The organism is Methanomassiliicoccus sp., assembly GCA_033485155.1.
In the GTDB taxonomy this organism is placed as follows: Archaea; Thermoplasmatota; Thermoplasmata; order Methanomassiliicoccales; family Methanomassiliicoccaceae; genus UBA6.
The window spans coordinates 551,730-566,885 of the sequence record JAWQJJ010000001.1 but is presented as its reverse complement, the minus strand read 5'-3'; the positions used below and the strand labels follow the sequence as shown (position 1 = coordinate 566,885).

The 15,156-nt window shown below is 61.6% G+C and carries 14 protein-coding genes; 7 read left to right on the top strand and 7 right to left on the bottom strand.

What is annotated here, in order from left to right; translation table 11 throughout:
• Window positions 1-15: 15 nt before the first annotated feature.
• A complete protein-coding gene (locus SA339_02875; GenBank protein ID MDW5562144.1) occupies window positions 16-4,077 on the bottom strand; it encodes an MEDS domain-containing protein in 4,062 nt (1,353 codons plus the stop codon).
• A gap of 147 nt (window positions 4,078-4,224) precedes the next feature.
• Here SA339_02875 and SA339_02870 point away from each other — a divergent pair, with 147 nt between their 5' ends.
• Complete coding sequence (locus SA339_02870; protein ID MDW5562143.1) at window positions 4,225-5,001, top strand: DUF169 domain-containing protein; 777 nt, start codon at window positions 4,225-4,227, stop codon at window positions 4,999-5,001.
• A gap of 61 nt (window positions 5,002-5,062) precedes the next feature.
• A complete protein-coding gene (locus tag SA339_02865; protein ID MDW5562142.1) occupies window positions 5,063-5,368 on the top strand; it encodes a hypothetical protein in 306 nt (101 codons plus the stop codon).
• A 50-nt stretch (window positions 5,369-5,418) separates the two neighbouring features.
• On the opposite strand, the gene SA339_02860 is transcribed toward SA339_02865, so the two are convergent.
• From SA339_02860 to SA339_02845, 4 genes are all read right to left on the bottom strand, one after another.
• Window positions 5,419-6,792: a radical SAM protein gene (locus SA339_02860; GenBank protein ID MDW5562141.1), complete on the bottom strand. Its 1,374-nt coding sequence runs from the start codon at window positions 6,790-6,792 to the stop codon at window positions 5,419-5,421.
• A 124-nt stretch (window positions 6,793-6,916) separates the two neighbouring features.
• Window positions 6,917-7,363 (bottom strand): hypothetical protein, encoded by a 447-nt coding sequence (locus SA339_02855; GenBank protein MDW5562140.1) that lies wholly within the window; start codon window positions 7,361-7,363, stop codon window positions 6,917-6,919.
• Between the two features lie 10 nt (window positions 7,364-7,373).
• Window positions 7,374-8,456 carry a uroporphyrinogen decarboxylase family protein gene (locus tag SA339_02850; GenBank protein MDW5562139.1) on the bottom strand — a complete coding sequence of 361 codons (1,083 nt, stop codon included), beginning with the start codon at window positions 8,454-8,456 and terminating at the stop codon, window positions 7,374-7,376.
• A 255-nt stretch (window positions 8,457-8,711) separates the two neighbouring features.
• Entirely contained in the window at window positions 8,712-10,076 is a 1,365-nt protein-coding gene (locus SA339_02845) for a rhodanese-like domain-containing protein (protein MDW5562138.1), read from the bottom strand.
• Window positions 10,077-10,197: 121 nt separating this feature from the next.
• Between SA339_02845 and SA339_02840 the strand changes: the two genes are divergently transcribed.
• Entirely contained in the window at window positions 10,198-10,920 is a 723-nt protein-coding gene (locus SA339_02840; protein ID MDW5562137.1) for an HAD-IB family phosphatase, read from the top strand.
• Here the strand turns inward: SA339_02840 and msrB are convergent.
• Window positions 10,875-11,288: a peptide-methionine (R)-S-oxide reductase MsrB gene (gene msrB / locus SA339_02835; GenBank protein MDW5562136.1), complete on the bottom strand. Its 414-nt coding sequence runs from the start codon at window positions 11,286-11,288 to the stop codon at window positions 10,875-10,877. The genes SA339_02840 and msrB overlap by 46 nt on opposite strands.
• Window positions 11,289-11,508: 220 nt before the next feature.
• Here msrB and SA339_02830 point away from each other — a divergent pair, with 220 nt between their 5' ends.
• On the top strand, window positions 11,509-11,691 hold the full coding sequence (locus tag SA339_02830; GenBank protein ID MDW5562135.1) for a hypothetical protein: 183 nt from the start codon (window positions 11,509-11,511) through the stop codon (window positions 11,689-11,691).
• A 59-nt stretch (window positions 11,692-11,750) separates the two neighbouring features.
• Here the strand turns inward: SA339_02830 and SA339_02825 are convergent, their stop codons facing one another.
• Window positions 11,751-12,323, bottom strand: coding sequence for a flavin reductase family protein (locus SA339_02825; protein ID MDW5562134.1), 573 nt, complete (start codon window positions 12,321-12,323; stop codon window positions 11,751-11,753).
• 102 nt (window positions 12,324-12,425) lie between these two features.
• On the opposite strand from SA339_02825, the gene SA339_02820 reads away from it, so the two are divergent.
• Genes SA339_02820 through SA339_02810 form a run of 3 tightly spaced genes read left to right on the top strand, consistent with a single transcriptional unit; the run spans window position 12,426 to window position 15,117 of the window.
• Window positions 12,426-12,668: a 4Fe-4S dicluster domain-containing protein gene (locus SA339_02820; protein MDW5562133.1), complete on the top strand. Its 243-nt coding sequence runs from the start codon at window positions 12,426-12,428 to the stop codon at window positions 12,666-12,668.
• Window positions 12,665-13,720 (top strand): 3-methyl-2-oxobutanoate dehydrogenase subunit VorB, encoded by a 1,056-nt coding sequence (gene vorB / locus SA339_02815; GenBank protein ID MDW5562132.1) that lies wholly within the window; start codon window positions 12,665-12,667, stop codon window positions 13,718-13,720. The genes SA339_02820 and vorB overlap by 4 nt, the downstream gene beginning before the upstream one ends.
• Window positions 13,717-15,117: a 2-oxoacid:acceptor oxidoreductase family protein gene (locus SA339_02810; GenBank protein MDW5562131.1), complete on the top strand. Its 1,401-nt coding sequence runs from the start codon at window positions 13,717-13,719 to the stop codon at window positions 15,115-15,117. Before vorB ends, SA339_02810 begins: the two co-directional genes overlap by 4 nt.
• Window positions 15,118-15,156: the final 39 nt, after the last annotated feature.

Sequence of the window (15,156 nt, the reverse complement as noted above, 5' to 3'; positions counted from 1 at the left end):
CCGAAATAGGTTTGCTTAAGCGGAAGGCTGGCTAGCCAGGACCTCGGCGATGGTCTTGGACAGCAGTTCCGCGGAGTAGGGTTTGGATAGGGCGGCGGCGAACCCGTGGGCCTTCGGATCGGCGATCACTGGGTCGGAAATGTAGCCGCTGGTGACGATCAGTGCGATCCGGGGGTTCATCGCCACCAGGCTCTTGCTCGCCTCCAAGCCTCCCATCCCTGAGGAGATGGATAAATCCACCATCGCCAGGTCGTAGGACTGCCATATTTCCTCGGCCTCCTTGCACATGGCCACCGCCTCCTCTCCGTCTCGGGCCACCTCGACGTTGTAGCCAAGGTATCGCAGCAGGTCTCCAGTCGCCTCAAGCACGTTCTCGTCGTCATCCATCAGCAGCAGTCTGCCCTTGCCCCGGGTGAGGTTGGTGGGTACCGAGGACGCATCTAGGTGCACCTCACGGGCCGGGGACATCAGCTGGCTGGCGAGATCGCGGGCGGTCACCGAGGCGCTCTCGATCCGCCTGAGCTTGCTGTACATGCGGCCCTCGGGGATCACGTACTCCTTAGCCAGGGACACGCTGCCCATAATGACCTGGAGCGAATCGTTGAGATCGTGAGCCAAGGCCGCAGGGTTGGGTCCCTTGCTTTCGGCGGCCCTGATCGGCACCGGCTCGCCGAAGGTGAGCACCGTGCCGATGTCTTGCATCCCGTCCCGCAGGGCGGAGGGGAGCACCTTCATCTCCATCAGCTGGCCGTTCTGTTCGATCCGGATCGAGCCCGGCTCGCTGATGTCCAGCCCGGGCCACAGGTCGGCGGTAGCCCTGCCGGCCAGATCCATGGACATTATCTGCTCCATGGCCGGATTGGCAAGTATGATCTTGCCCTCCGGAGATACCATGGCTGCGGGGGACGCCAGGCCCATGAAGGCTTTGCGCAGCCCCATTGCCTCTCCGGTCGCTGCGTTCCTGGACGCCTCGAGTTCCTGCACCCTGGTCCGGAGTAGAACGTTCTCCACCCACCGGGCCCCGGCGAGCTCCCGCTCCCGGGCTGCTGCGGCACAGGCTTGGGCCAACGCGGCCTCGTGCTCCGCCTTCGCCTGGGCCAGATCTTTGCCGCCCCGATGCATAGCTTCCCTCAGGCCGCTGATGACCGTGACGCTGACGTTCTGGTCAGCCTCGAGCTGCCTGGCCTGAACGTCCAATTGGTCGGCCTGGCACCTACGGGCCTCGCTGATCTTGAGAGAAGCGGAGAGTTCCTCCTCCTTGAGTACGAGGATCTTGCTCAGCACATCGACCCGCGATGAGGCTTGGGACAGTTCACGTTCTCTTTCCGACAGCACCGCGCGGACCGTCGCCAGCTCGCCCTCGCGGGCGGCGAGGTCCGAGGTGGTTCGGCCCAGGACGGCGTTGAGATCGGCCAAGGCGACGTCGCGAGCCTCGATCGTGCTCCTTAGCTCGACCTTCTCTTCCTCCACCCGGTCGATGCTCTCGCGGGCGAGTTGCAGCTCCTCGGTGAGGGCGGCGAGGTCGGCTTTAACGCCCTCACAGGCGGCGACGGTCCCGGCGAGCTCCCCGCCGCGGGTCACCAGCGTCTGCTCCAGCCTATCGATGTCTTCCCGGGCTTGAGCGATCTCCTCCAGGCGGGCGTCTCGCTCGGCGGTCCGGGCCTCCAGGTCGCTCTCCCTGGATGACAGCATGGCCTTGAGGCCCTCTACCTCAGCCAGTGATCCGACCAGGGCACCATCCTTCTCCGCGACCCTGCTCTCGGCCGCCGCCAGTTCTGCGGCCTTCTGTTCCAGGGACGCGCTCATCGCTGCCAGCTCCGAGGCCCGCTGCTCCGCGAGCTCGTTGGCGGCAGCCAACTCGGCGGCCTTCTGTTCCAGGGACGCGTTCATCGCTGCTAGCTCGCCGGTCTTGGCCTCGATGGCCTCGTTGGCGGCACCAAGTTCGGAGGTCCTCTGCTCCATCAGCTGCTTGGCGGCGGCGAGGTCCGATGCAGCTCTCTCCAACCACACCTTGGTGGAGGACAGTTCGCTCTGCGTCCGCTCCAGGTCCTCTTTGACCGAGGACAGCTCGGTCGCCCTTCCCTCTGCCAGGGCGGTGACGGCGGCGATCTCGGCTACCTTTTGCTCCAACGATCCGTTGACCGTGACCAGCTCGCCGGTCTTGGCCTCGATGGCCTCGTTGGCGGCCGCCAGCTCACGGGCCCTCTGCTCGGCGAGCTCCTCTGCCCCGGCCAGGTCCTTAACCTTCTGGGCCAGCTCCTCGCTCCCTACCGCCAGTTCACCCTTAACCTGTTCCAGCGACACTTTGGCCTCGGACAGCTCCTGCTGCGCCCTGCCGAACTCCTCGCTCCTCATGGCCAACGATTCCTTGGTGGCCTTGAGGTCCGCTTCCAGGCGGTCGATCTGCTGCCGCATGGCGAAGGATTCCTGCTCCTTGTGAGCCAGGGTCTCCTCGACCCCGGATAGGGAATCCCTCGCTCCCTTGAGCTCCAAGGACTGGGCGTTGAAGCCGGAGGTCAGCTTCTCAAGCTCGGAGGTCTTGCCCAGGACTGCCAGCTGCGCCGCGGCCAGCGCGGCCTGGATACCGCTCAACTCTCCGCCCCGCTCCTCCAGCTGCCGCTTGAGGTCGGCGATCTCATCGGCCTGGGCCTCGAGCGTGGACTGCTTCTCGTCATGAGAGGCCCGCAGAGTCGAGATCTCCGCCTCACGGGCCTGGAGGCTCTCGTTCAGCCGGGCCAGGTTTTCGTTGGCCTCCCTCAGGATGTTCTCCTTTCCGTCGATCTCGCCGCGCAAGGCGGTGAGCGAGGAATCGAACTCGGCCAGAGAGCCTTTGAGCTGGACGATCTCCTGATCCAGGGCGGCGATGCGCTCGTCCCGGGCCTTGATCTCGGCCAGGGACTCCTCTGCCCGCCTCCTGCTCTCCTCGATGGCCTGCTTGGAGGCCTTGCGCCCGCTGATATCCCGGTCCACGCCACGATACCCCTGGAATTTACCATCCTGGTCGAAGCGAGGTGTCCCGTTCATCTCCAGGTACACGACGTGGCCGTCCTTGTGCCTGGCCTCCATCTCCAATGCCGAGATGGGGGCGTGGGAGGACATCGCCGGAGTCAGCAACTTCGCCGTCCGGTCGGCCGCCTCCTTGGACACCAGGTCCATGGGGGTCTTGCCGATGATCTCCTCCGGTTGCATTCCCAAGATGTCCCTGATCCTCGGGGAGGAGTAGATGAACGCTCCCTGCTCGTCCAGCTCCCAGGCCCAGTCGGAGGCCCGCTCAGCGAACTCCTTGAACCGATGGCGGGATTCGTCCAGCGCCGCCTCCAGGCTCTTCCTGGCGGCGTTATCGGCATCAGCCTGCTGGGTCAATCGCTCAATGATGCTGTCACGGTCCTGCAGGGCTGCTTCCGAGCTGTTCAGCTGCCGGATGCTGGCCATCACCATCTCCAGCTCTGCCTCGGCATAGTTGCCCATCAGCAGTCGGTCGGAGGGGATGAAGAAGCTGTTCTTGCTGATCTCCCCGTCCGCCACGATCCGTGGATGGGTCTGGATGGCCGCCATGAGCGCCTCGGGGGAGAATAGCCGCCGGTCGTACTGGCATATGATGCGCAGCGAGATGCCGGGATTTAGGGCGTTCAGCTTGGCCTCGTACTCCGGCCATCGTTCGATGCCCGCCACCATCTCCTGGGTCCACGCCATCTCGGACATGACCCGCATGGCCGTGAAGCCATAGGATCGGGCAAGATCGGCGATGTTGTTGATGACCCGGATCGTCCACTCCGGATCGAACCGCCCCAGCTTGAAGTACATCTCCCGCTTGTTGGTGAGAATCAGGCTGCCGTTGCTGACCGCCTTTTCGACGTCGATGTGCTCGGCTCTCAGCGCCTCCACGATGGCCTGATCGTTCTCCTCGTTGGAGACATACAGACAGAGCTCGCCTTTCTCCAGCCCCACCTTGATCAGGGGGGTTATGGTGGTGAGCCTCTCCTCATCCTTATGGAAAATGAGGGCTATGTGGTCCTCTACGGTGTTCCTCTCTGGCTCTGCGGCAACCAGAGCTTCATCTGCGACTTGGTCGACCATGATGTGCATCCTCCTTCGCCCGGTCCTTCCTCCGGACGTCCCTTTTAAATATCCGGGCCCCCCAGGTGTTTTTCGGGAAATAAACTCTCGCCCATCAACGCTGCTTCCAACAACAATCTAAAGACATGGGAAGGCGATGAAGAGGCGATGCCCGGCCATAATTGGAAGGCCATTACTGAGGAGCTGCGCAACAAGGTGTGCCTGCCGGCCTACCCTGTCGGAGTGAAGCTGCTGGAGAAACCGAGGGAACTGTTGGACTATCGTGATGCCCGGCTGCTCACCGATACCACCCCCTGCCACATGGCCGCCATTGCCCGCTACAACCGCGCGGAGGGTCTGGTGGGCGCGTCGAGCCAGGGGACCAAATGCCTGTGGGGGGCGGCCTGCCTCGGCCTCGTCCGCACGCCGGAACGACTGTCGGAGGGTGACCTCAACCTGCCATTCACCCAGAATGTAGAGGCGGCCAGGCGCCTACACGAGAACATGTACATGCTGGGCAATGCCGGCAAGCGGTTCTCCGGAGTGATCATGGCCCCGCTGGACATTGTGCCCTTCGACCCTGATGTTATCGTGATGTACATGAGCCCGGCGCGGGCGCTTCGTCTGGTCATCGCCTTCGCCTACGCCCGAGGGGAAGTCGTATCGGTACGCATGACCGGACAAGCCTCGCTGTGCTCGGCCATCGCCAGGGCGGTAGACGCGGGGGCGGTCACCGTGGACGTGCCGTGCATGGGCGACCGCGCCTACGGCCTGGTACAGGAGTCCGAGGTCGTGGTGGCGTTCCCCGCCCCCAGGATCGAGGAGCTGATGGAGGGACTAAGGGAGACCGAAGGAACAGCATCCTATCCGTACAAGCCATTCCTGCGGTGGCCGGCGATCTTCCCGCCTTCCATGGAGCCCAGAGAGGTCGAGCTGGACCAATGATGGACGGGGCGACCAGAAAGGCTTTTTACATTCAGACCATATAGGATGGAGAGGCAATGAGATGGTATTGACAGAGCACATGAAGGAGATGGGAGTGACCCCTGCCCTCCTCAAGACCACGAAGAAGATCAAGTGTCCCAACTGCGGCCTCGAGTTCTCCCTCTTCCAGTCGAGGGCCATAGCCTGCAAGGGTTGCCGGAAGGGCGCTTTCGGGTGTCAGCTCGCCCGTTGCCTCAGGTGCGACTCCGAGTTCCCCCTGGAGGGCCCCCTGACCAAGGATTGGGAACGCCAGAAGCTCCTGGCCGACTACATGAATAACATCGTTTCCAACTACAACAAGAGTGTGGGGAAGAAGGGCACGCGGTGAGCCGCCGCCCTCCTTCAAAATTTTAAAAATTCAGGCGTCCTGCCGGACGCCTAAGACGAGCCCCACTTGGCATACTTCTCCAGGATCTCGTGGCGATAGAGGGTCTTGCCATGCACGCTGTTTATGTTGAACAGGCAGAAGGGAATGAGCTTGCCATCCGGGGTCACGGTATGGATGCAGCATCCCTTCAGCCGATCGGTGTCCACATTCCATACGTCCTGGAAGGGCATGCTGGAGATCGTCAGGTAGTTCGTCCGGGCTCTCTGGATGAACTCATCCCAGGACCCTTTGGCCTCGCCCCCATCATTGCCCAGGCTCTCATCGATGTACCGCCATAGGTCGCTGATCTCCTTCCTCGTCTTAGTGGCCACGCAGCAGGTGTCCTTGGGCGGCCCCATGGCTCTGTGAGTAAGGGGGAAGAGGGAGCCGTCCTCCATGATGACTGACATGGATTTCACGTCGCAGTGGACGTTGGTGCAGGAGGTGGGAATGAAGTTGTCCACTCGCAGCTCGCCCTTGGTCTGCTTCTCGATCTCCTTGAGCAGATCAGGAAGCACCGTTCGGTTCTCGTCCTTGGGGACAATGGGATAGCGGCCGAAATAACTGAGAGGTTGGAAGTGAATCCCCTTAACCGTAGGCACGTTCTTCTTGGCGAAGTTGATGATGTCCCCGATCTGATGCAGGTTGATGTCCGGAGAGACCACTGTGACCAGCGTCACCCCGATCCCCAGTTCCTGGCAGTTTTTTATGGCCTGGAGCTTCGTTGCGAGGAGATCCTTTCCGCAGGTCTTCATGTAGACATCAGAAGTGAGGCCGTCGAAGGAGAAATATAGGGAGTCCATTCCCGCCTCCTTGCAGGCCAGGAGGAACTCCTTATCCTGGGCGAAGCGCACCGCGTTGGTGTTGACCTCGATGTAATCGATGCCCATCGACTTGCCCAGCTTGATGATATCGGGCAGGTCGTCGCGGATGGTGGGCTCCCCGCCACTGATCTGGATACAGGTAGGACTGTTCACATAGTCTAGCGTGGTCTGGAACATGCTTCTTATCTGATCCATGGTGGGGTTGAAGTGATAGCGCTCGTTGGCCGAGGCAAAGCAGATGGGGCACTTCAGGTTGCAGTCGTTGGTGACCTCGAGGACCACCAGGCAGGTGTGCTGTGTGTGGTCCTGGCACAGTCCACAGTCAATGGGGCAGGTGGCCTTCTTGGTGACGATATACTTTTCCGGCCTGGACGGCACGCAGGCGTAGGCCTTCATCGACTTATAATCGGCCAATCCCCTCCAGATCAATACCTTATACTTGCCGTGCTCCGGGCAGGTCTTCTCCAGGTACACATTGTCGTTCTCGGCATACTTGACCGCCGGGATGACCTTAAGGCACTCCGGGCACAGGCTGCTGCTCTCCCCTAGGTTCTCTATCATTATCGTCACCGGTCCGCTAACCTCAATCGGTTCTGGCTAATTATGTGTTGCTGAAAATCGCGTGTGGCTTGCTTAGCGTATAAAGAAAAATATTGAAAGGGGCCGCAGTGCGGCCGAAAGAGGTTTACGCCTTCTTCTTCTCGAACAGCCCTTCGGCCGCCGCGATGGTCTTGGTGGCGAGGTATTCCTCGACCCAGGAGTCGCCGCACTTCTGGCAGACGACCGCCGGTCCGGACCTGGTGATGCCCATATAGGTCATGTTGACGGTCCCAGCGATAGCCTTCTCCTTGCAGTGCACGCACTCCCACTTGGTGACCTCGGGCTCGTCGGTGGTCTTCACAGGCTCGCCCAGCACCATGCGGTGAGAGTATGCGGACTCGACGTTGCCGTGGCTGTCGTAGACGGCGTAGATGGTGACCTCGCCGATGCGCTTCTTGGCGATGCTGACCTTACCGTCGGTGATCTTCCTGTGGGAGGTCTCCGCGGTCTTGATGACGTCCGCGACATCGGCCTCCTTCAGGCCCCTCTTCCCCAGCAGGTCCTTGGCGTTAGCAGAGAACTTTGCATCCATTTGGCTCACCTCAGAACTTCCCATACGTCCCGTGGTCCGCAGCCGCCCTGGTCATGGCCAGGATGTTGCCGGGGAGCGTGTACATGGGGCATTCGCAAGCGCAGCCCAGGATGTATCCCCTGGGGCTGTCGCGTCCAGCCTTAACGGAGGCCGCAGCCTGATCGTAAACCGCCTTCGGGTTGGGGTTGATCATCAGCTTGGTGTCGACCGAGCCCATGATGGTGGCCTTGTTCCCGAACTCCTTCTTCAGCAGTTCGGTCGGGAAGACCTCACGGCCCTTGTACCCGATGTGGAACACGGTGAAGGGGGACCAGATAAGGTTGTGGAACTCCTTGTAGTCGGTCTCGTGGTTACCGCAGCAGTGGTAGAAGATCTGCGGGCCAGCGCCTCCCCTGAAGCACTTGTCGATGTAGTACCGCATGTTGTTGACGGAGTACTCACGGACAGCCTCGTCAGAGAAGATATCGTTGTTCGCCAGGACGGAACCCAGGACGAGCATGGCCATGCCATAGTCCTTAGCGGTGCACAGCGCGCCCTCGATGGCGGTGTCGGTGAACTTCTTCAGCAGCTTCTGGGCCGCCTCGGGCTCAGTGAAGGTCCACATGATGAAGTTCTCGACGCCGCAGATGTGGGAGGCCTCTCCGACCGGATCGAAACCGTAAGCGATCGGGACGAAGGTCTGCGGTAGGTTCTTCTGGACGTAAGAGTACAGCCTCTGGTACTGCGGGTAGGTGTAACCGTTCCTGATGGCCTTCTCGTCGGGCACCTCAAGGTCATCCACCTGGCCGGGCTCGCTGATGATGGGAGTCTCGGCGATTGGAGGAAGGGTGTCCTTCTGGGTCAGCTCCATCCCCAGCTCCTTGAGCCAAGGGGTCGAGTAGAACCAGTGAGTGACCGGTAGCAGGTCGTACATCTGGTAGATGTAGGCCAGGCAGTGTATGCCCAGCTCAGGCTTCTCGTAGAAATCCCTAATCGTGTAACCGCATGCGATAGCCGCATGGGACAGCATGACCGGGTCAACATCTACCCTGTCATACTTGTTGTCAACGAAGGGATTCGCAAAGCGCTTGGTGGCATGCGCATGCCACTCCATGTCATATGGCGGAAATATTTCCTCGTAGCCCATATAATCCCTATTTTCTTAACTGGTTTTACAATATTTAATCCTTGTTGTTTAGAAACCGCAACAATGTTACATATTTTGTTTCTAAAGGCTGTTAAATAGAACATTGTTACGAGAATGATGATTATAATGACCAAATATTGCCATTTTTTTTCGATTTTAAGCATGCCCCTTACACTTCATAAATAAACTTAAGTGAAACATGCTAGCTCGGAGCACACTTTCTCATTTCTCCAATGGCAAGCCCGCCTTCTTCCACCCTCCTGTCCCTCCCAGAATATTGAGCACCTCATAGCCGGCATCCTGCAAAATGCCCGCTCCCAGGCTTCCCCTCAGACCGGACGAGCACATCACCGCCACCCTCGTACCCCGAGGGACCTCGTCGATACGGTCCCTGAGGTAACCGGCGAAGATGTGCATCGAACGTTCCACCCGCTCCGCCCTCCACTCCTTCTCCGTGCGCACGTCGAGGACTAGGATGTTCTCTTCCCGGCCAAGCATGCCATGGAGCTCTGTCGGGGTGACAAGGGGGAAGCTTGCTATCGGCAGCCCTCTCTTGGCCCACCCCTCCATCCCCTCCCCCAGGTGACCGATGATATCGTCATAGCCGATGCGTATCAGCATGCGCACGACCTCGGACACCTCCTCCGGACCGTCGGTGACCAGCACGATCGGCCTGCCGTACTCGAGGACCCATCCTGCGTAACTGGGCAGGACCTCCCGGGGGATGCTGACAGAACCTTCAATGTGGCCGCCGGCAAAGGAGGTGGGGGCCCGAACGTCCAGGACCGCCGCTCCGGCGCCAATGAGCCGCTCGAACTCCCCGGGAGACAGCTGGGGTGGACGGGGCAGGGAGCCCAGCACCGGCTGCCCGGCCAGGTTGATCTCCTCCATCCGGGCGAAGTAGTACGGCTTCTCCATCACCTCCGCCTTCTTCATGGCCACGAACGCTTCCCTGCTCCCGATCGTGAGAGCTTTGTTTTGAGCCATCTCCAGGCCGATGGTGCTTTCCTCGCGATCAGATATGCTACCTCCGCAGGCAGAGCCCGCTCCGTGGGCCGGATAGATTATGGTCCCCTCCCCCAGGGAGAGGAGCTTGTCGTGCAGAGAATCGAACAGCAGGGGCGCCATCTGCCCGATGCGCTCCTCGCCGAAGAGATCGGTCCGCCCGACCTCACCCACGAACAGGGCGTCCCCCGTGAACACCCCTACCGGCTGGGGTCCGGCCGAGCGGTCGTAGAGAACATAGGACATGCTGTCGAGAGTATGCCCGGGAGTGGCAAGGGCCTTGAGAACCGCCTGACCGAGGTCGATCGTGTCGCCCTCCCGGACCGGCTGACCGTAGCCGAATGCGTTATCGCCGTGAAGTATGGCCGCTCCGGTCATCGAGGCCAGCTCCCGCGAGCCGGTCACGTAGTCCTCGTTGCGGTGCGTTTCTAGGATGTGCGTGATCCTCAGCTTCTCCCCGTCGGCGATATCCAGGTACACATGGCAATCGCGGCGGGGGTCGATCACCGCGGCCCTACCGTCCGAGCCCACCAGGTACGAGAGGTGAGCCAATCCCTCGGCCTTGACCTTCTTGATCAACAAGCGGATCCCTCGAAGAAATTACTGGTAGAGGTAGTAATTAAGGGTCGTTCGTCCCAGCCCTCGGCCTTCGACCAACCGCAGATGTCCAATCTTTATTAGCGGTGACCTGGATAGGGGGCCGATGGGTTCGGATGGAGGGCCGGGGGATGATCGCCCTGGCGGGATGAGCGTGCTCTGCGACTTCGATGGCACCATCACCCTCATCGACACCGCCGAGTATATCCTGGACCACCACGCCGCAGGAGACTGGAGGGCTGTCGAGCGCCTTCTGGAGCAGGGAAAGGTCACCATCGAGCAGAGCATGGGGATGCAGTTTGAGATGATCTCCATCTCCCGCGACGCCATGCTGACGGAGCTCGACCAGGTGGTCGTCCCCCGCCCCGGGCTCGATGACCTAATCGAGGGGTGCATCGCCCATGATGCCACCTTCACTATCACCAGCGCAGGAATGGACTTCTACATCCGGCACTTCATGGCGGCCGTCGGCTGGAGTTCGGTCGAGATCGTCGCTCCGGAGGTGACCGATGAGGGACACGGCGTTCGCTTCCGCTTCCCTCCCCTGAGGAACCCGGGGGCGAGTAACTTCAAGGAGGACAAAGTGCTGACGGAGCGGGCCCTGGGCCGCCGGGTGGTGTACATCGGCGACGGCACCTCCGATCTGTGGGCCGCGCTATCCGCCGACCTCGCCTTCGCCGTGCGTGGATCGCGTCTCGATACCATGCTCGGGCGCAAGGGACGTCAGCACCGCACCTTCACTGACCTGCGGGAGGTCGCCGGCGCGCTCTTCCCTCCCCCCGGTCACCGCTCTGGCTCGAACTCTAGCGATCCCGAGTTCATGCAGTAGCGAGTGCGGGCAGGAGGTGGACCGTCGTCGAACACGTGGCCGAGATGGCCATCGCACCGCGCGCACTTCACCGCGGTACGCCTCATGCCAAACTTGTTATCCGGCTCGAACTCCACAACGTCATCGGCAAGGGGGCGGGTGAAGCTGGGCCAGCCGGTGCCCGACTCGAACTTGTCCCGAGAAGAGAACAACGGCAGGCCGCAGCCCGCGCACTTGTAAGTCCCCTCCTCATGATTATCCCAGTACTCGTTCTGGAAAGCGGGCTCGGTACCCTCCTTGCGCAGGATCCCGAACTGCACTGGCGTCAGCAGTCTCCGCCATTCGTCCTCCGACCTTACGATCTTGTCGGTTCTCGCCTTGCTCGTCATCGACACGCGTACTCCTCACTTCGATTTGGCGTTACGGGCTATTTAACAGGTGCTCCGGGCGAACTCCAGGACGCATCTTCCCCGCACTGACGCTGGACGCTCATTCCGTTCATGCATTATCAGATTTTTAAAATTTTATCGGCAGACCGAAATGTATTTAGTGGCCCTTTCATTCCCCGGTTTTATGGTAACGCCTCAAGTTGAGAAACTATTCAATTCCATGAAGAACGGGGGCATCGTCTCCGAGGACAAGGCCGTCAGCGCCGAGAAGGTGACCTCCATGTCCAAGCTGCCCAAGGCCCAGTGCATGAACGCGTTGGCGGAATTGGAGAAGATGGGAGTGGCCAAGAAGCACAAGAACAACAATGCCGTGTCCTACTACCTGGTCAAGACCAGCCTGTAAGCATTGTCTTTGCCGGTGAGCCCCCGGCCCCTCTATTACATTATTCCGGGGAGCGCACCCTATGACTTTTCCTTCAAGTACGTTTTCCCGACCTTGAACGCGTCCGCCACCCTTGCCCCCAGCCGGTGATAGGCGGCGGCCGATGACAGGTACATCAGGGGATCCAGGACTATGGGGTCCGGTTCCTGGCCGTGGTACACTCCATCGTCGGCGTAGACCTCGACGATCTCGCCGATGATCAGGTCCGTTCCCTCCAGGTCGACTATCCGCTTCAGCTCGCACTCCATCGTCAAGGGGCATTCCTCCACCATCGGAGCGGTCTTCAGCTTCCCGTAGAACGAGCGGAACACTCTCGATTTGTCCTGCTCCCTGCCGGAGGTGATGCCGACGTAGTCCACCGGAACGGCCATGTCTGCGCTGGGCAGGCTGACGCTGAAGGTACGGTTCTCGATTATGCCGTCCTTCGTTTTCCGGTCCTTGCCAGTCACCAGCCCGATGGTCGGCGGCTCATCGTCCATCATGGTGAACCAAGCGATAGTACAGTAGTTCGGTCGTCCACCGACGTTAGCTCCCAACAGGCAGATGGGCAGAGCGACGGGGGGCATCCCCTTCCCGCGAGCGGTCTTGGTCATGATATCATATCTTAATCGTTCCCCGGGTTACTATTCCTTTCGCCGTCTGGCGGCACCTGTCCGAGGATTTAAGTACGCTGGACCTTTTTCCGGGCGGAGAACATGGCCGCCGACGTCGAGGTCCCCAGACCGGTCATCATCGAGGACGAATGTAAGGGGTGTGGACGCTGCATCGCCGCCTGCCCCAAGAAGGTCCTCCGAAAGGCTCAGCACGTGAACCGCAGAGGCTTCGTGCCCGTCGAGTACGCGGGCGAGGGTTGCACCGGCTGTGCGATCTGCTTCTACAACTGTCCGGAGATCTACGCGATCGAGGTCCACACCGCGGACAAGGGGGAGCGGCGATGAGAAAGTTCGTAAAGGGCAACGAGGCGGTGGTCATCGGGGCACTGTATGCCGGCTGCGACGTCTACTTCGGATACCCTATAACCCCGGCGAGCGAGATCGCCCACGGGGCGGCGGAGCTCTTTCCCCAGATGGGCAAGGAGTTTCTGCAGGCGGAGTGCGAGACGGGGTCCATCAACATGATCTACGGGGCGGCCAGCGCCGGGAAGCTGGCGATGACCGCGTCCTCCGGGCCGGGGATCAGCCTGATGCAGGAGGGCATCTCCTACCTGGCGGGGGCCCAGCTCCCGGCGGTCATCATTAATGTCATGCGCACGGGGCCAGGACTGGGCAATATCGGCCCGGAGCAGGGCGATTACAACCAAGCGGTCAAGGGGGGCGGGCATGGTAACTATAAGTGCCTTGTCCTCGCCCCCGGATCGGTACAGGAGATGTGCGACCTTACAACCAAGGCCTTTGGCCTGGCGTTCAAGTACCGCAGCCCGGTGATCGTGCTCGCTGACGCCGTGCTCGGCCAGATGATGGAGTCTCTCCAGCTGCCGAACGCGATCGTCGAGTCCCCGGACGCTTCCGCCTGGGCGGTGCGGGGGGACCCGGAAACGAGGAACAACCTCATTACCTCCATCTACCTTGAGCCGGACCGCCACGAGGTTCACAACCAGATCCTCCAGGAGAAGTACGAGCGCATGAAGGCCGAGGCCGCCTCAGAGAGCTACCGCACCGAGGATGCGGACATCATCCTGACCGGCTACGGCTCCTCGGCCCGCATCGCTCGCACCGCCGTGGACCGGCTCCGTGCCGATGGCGTGAAGGCAGGCCTCTTCCGTCCGATCACCCTCTCGCCCTTCCCCACCCGGCAGATGAATAAGGCGGTCCAGGACCGCAAGGTGCTGGTGGTGGAGATGAGCAACGGGCAGTATCGCGATGACGTGCTCCTGCACCTTGACCGGTGCAGTAGGTCGGACATCCGCCTGGTCAACCGCATGGGTGGGAACATGGTCAAGGTGGAGGACGTGCTCATCGCTGCCCGCAGCATGATGGAGGCGAAACGATGATCAAGCGAGCAACGGGATTCTACGAGACCTTCGACCGCAAGGACGGCAGCCGGACCACGACGTTCTGCGCCGGCTGCGGACACGGCATCGTCCACAAGCTCATCGGGGAGGCCATGGCCGACCTCGGGCTGCAGGACCGCACGGTGTTCGTGTCCCCGGTGGGGTGCGCGGCGTTCTGCTACTATTACTTCGACTGCGGCAACGTGGCCGCGCCGCACGGGCGGGCCTCGGCGGTCGCCACCGGACTTTCGCGGGTGCTTCCGGACAAGGTCGTCATCGCCTACCAGGGTGACGGCGACCTCGGTGCCATCGGGTTCAACAACGCCTTCCAGGCAGCGAACCGCGGAGATCATTTCGCCTGCTTCTTCATCAACAACTCACTGTACGCCATGACCGGCGGGCAGATGGCCCCCACCACTCTGCCCGGACAGAAGACCACCACCTCGCCGTTCGGCCGGGACGTGGTGAAGAGCGGGTATCCTCTGCGGGTGTGCGAGATCTTTGCCCAGCTCGAGGCTCCGGTGTACATCGAGAGAGTGTCGGTGGCGGACACCAAGCGTATCATGCAGGCCAAGAGGGCGGTCCGCAAGGCCCTGGAAATTCAGCGGGACGGCAAGGGGTACGCGTTCGTCGAGGTCCTGTCTCCCTGCCCCACCAATTGGAGGATGGATGCCCTCAAGGCAGCGGACTTCGTGACCCAGGAGATGGAAAAGACCTTTCCCCTGGGCTGCTTCCGCGACCGCAGCGCGGAAGAATCGTTGAAAGCGTCGGAGATAGAGGTCAAGGACCTCCTCACCCTGGTTCACGGCTCCGAGGGGGGCATGGATCCCAGACCCGATCCCGCCTTCAAGGAGCGCCACTTCAAGTTCTCTGGGTTCGGCGGGCAGGGCGTGCTCAGCCTCGGCCTCGTGGTCGCCGAGGCGGCGGGGAAGGCTGGACGATATGTCTCTTGGTTCCCCAGCTACGGGCCGGAGCAGAGGGGCGGCGCAGCCTCCGCCTCGGTGGTGATGGGGGGCAAAGAGATCGGGTCGCCGGCGGTGGACGCCCCCGACGTCCTGGTGGCGATGAACCAGCCGTCCCTGGAGAAGTTCCTGCCCACGGTGGCCAAGGGTGGCTCGGTGCTGTTCGAGGAGTCGATCCCCCTCCGGCCAGCATCACCTCCCGGGGTCACGGTCAGGCCCTTCCCGGCCATGCAGATCGCCGAGGAGGCGGGCACGCCGAAGGCGGCGAACACCGCGTTCCTGGGGGCGCTAGCGGAGCTCGACCTCCTGGGAGTGCCGGAGGCCTCCGTCCTCGCGGCACTGGACGACAGCTTTGCCGAAAAGCCCGCGCTGGTGGAGCGCAACCGCAAGGTGTATGCGGCTGCCAGGGCCTGGGCCAGGGAGCACCTAGCCTAGGCACGCGGACGCACCTGGCAGGGACGAGTGGCGACCCTT

Bases quoted from the DNA above. Each gene is read 5' to 3' on its own strand.
- SA339_02855 (MDW5562140.1), bottom strand. From the start codon at position 7,363: ATGGATGCAAAGTTCTCTGCTAACGCCAAGGACCTGCTGGGGAAGAGG.
- SA339_02810 (MDW5562131.1), top strand. From the start codon at position 13,717: ATGATCAAGCGAGCAACGGGATTCTACGAGACCTTCGACCGCAAGGAC.
- SA339_02875 (MDW5562144.1), bottom strand. From the start codon at position 4,077: ATGGTCGACCAAGTCGCAGATGAAGCTCTGGTTGCCGCAGAGCCAGAG.
- msrB (MDW5562136.1), bottom strand. From the start codon at position 11,288: ATGACGAGCAAGGCGAGAACCGACAAGATCGTAAGGTCGGAGGACGAA.
- SA339_02840 (MDW5562137.1), top strand. From the start codon at position 10,198: ATGGGTTCGGATGGAGGGCCGGGGGATGATCGCCCTGGCGGGATGAGC.
- SA339_02830 (MDW5562135.1), top strand. From the start codon at position 11,509: ATGAAGAACGGGGGCATCGTCTCCGAGGACAAGGCCGTCAGCGCCGAG.
- SA339_02820 (MDW5562133.1), top strand. From the start codon at position 12,426: ATGGCCGCCGACGTCGAGGTCCCCAGACCGGTCATCATCGAGGACGAA.
- SA339_02850 (MDW5562139.1), bottom strand. From the start codon at position 8,456: ATGGAGTGGCATGCGCATGCCACCAAGCGCTTTGCGAATCCCTTCGTT.
- SA339_02825 (MDW5562134.1), bottom strand. From the start codon at position 12,323: ATGACCAAGACCGCTCGCGGGAAGGGGATGCCCCCCGTCGCTCTGCCC.
- SA339_02870 (MDW5562143.1), top strand. From the start codon at position 4,225: ATGCCCGGCCATAATTGGAAGGCCATTACTGAGGAGCTGCGCAACAAG.
- SA339_02860 (MDW5562141.1), bottom strand. From the start codon at position 6,792: ATGATAGAGAACCTAGGGGAGAGCAGCAGCCTGTGCCCGGAGTGCCTT.
- vorB (MDW5562132.1), top strand. From the start codon at position 12,665: ATGAGAAAGTTCGTAAAGGGCAACGAGGCGGTGGTCATCGGGGCACTG.
- SA339_02865 (MDW5562142.1), top strand. From the start codon at position 5,063: ATGGTATTGACAGAGCACATGAAGGAGATGGGAGTGACCCCTGCCCTC.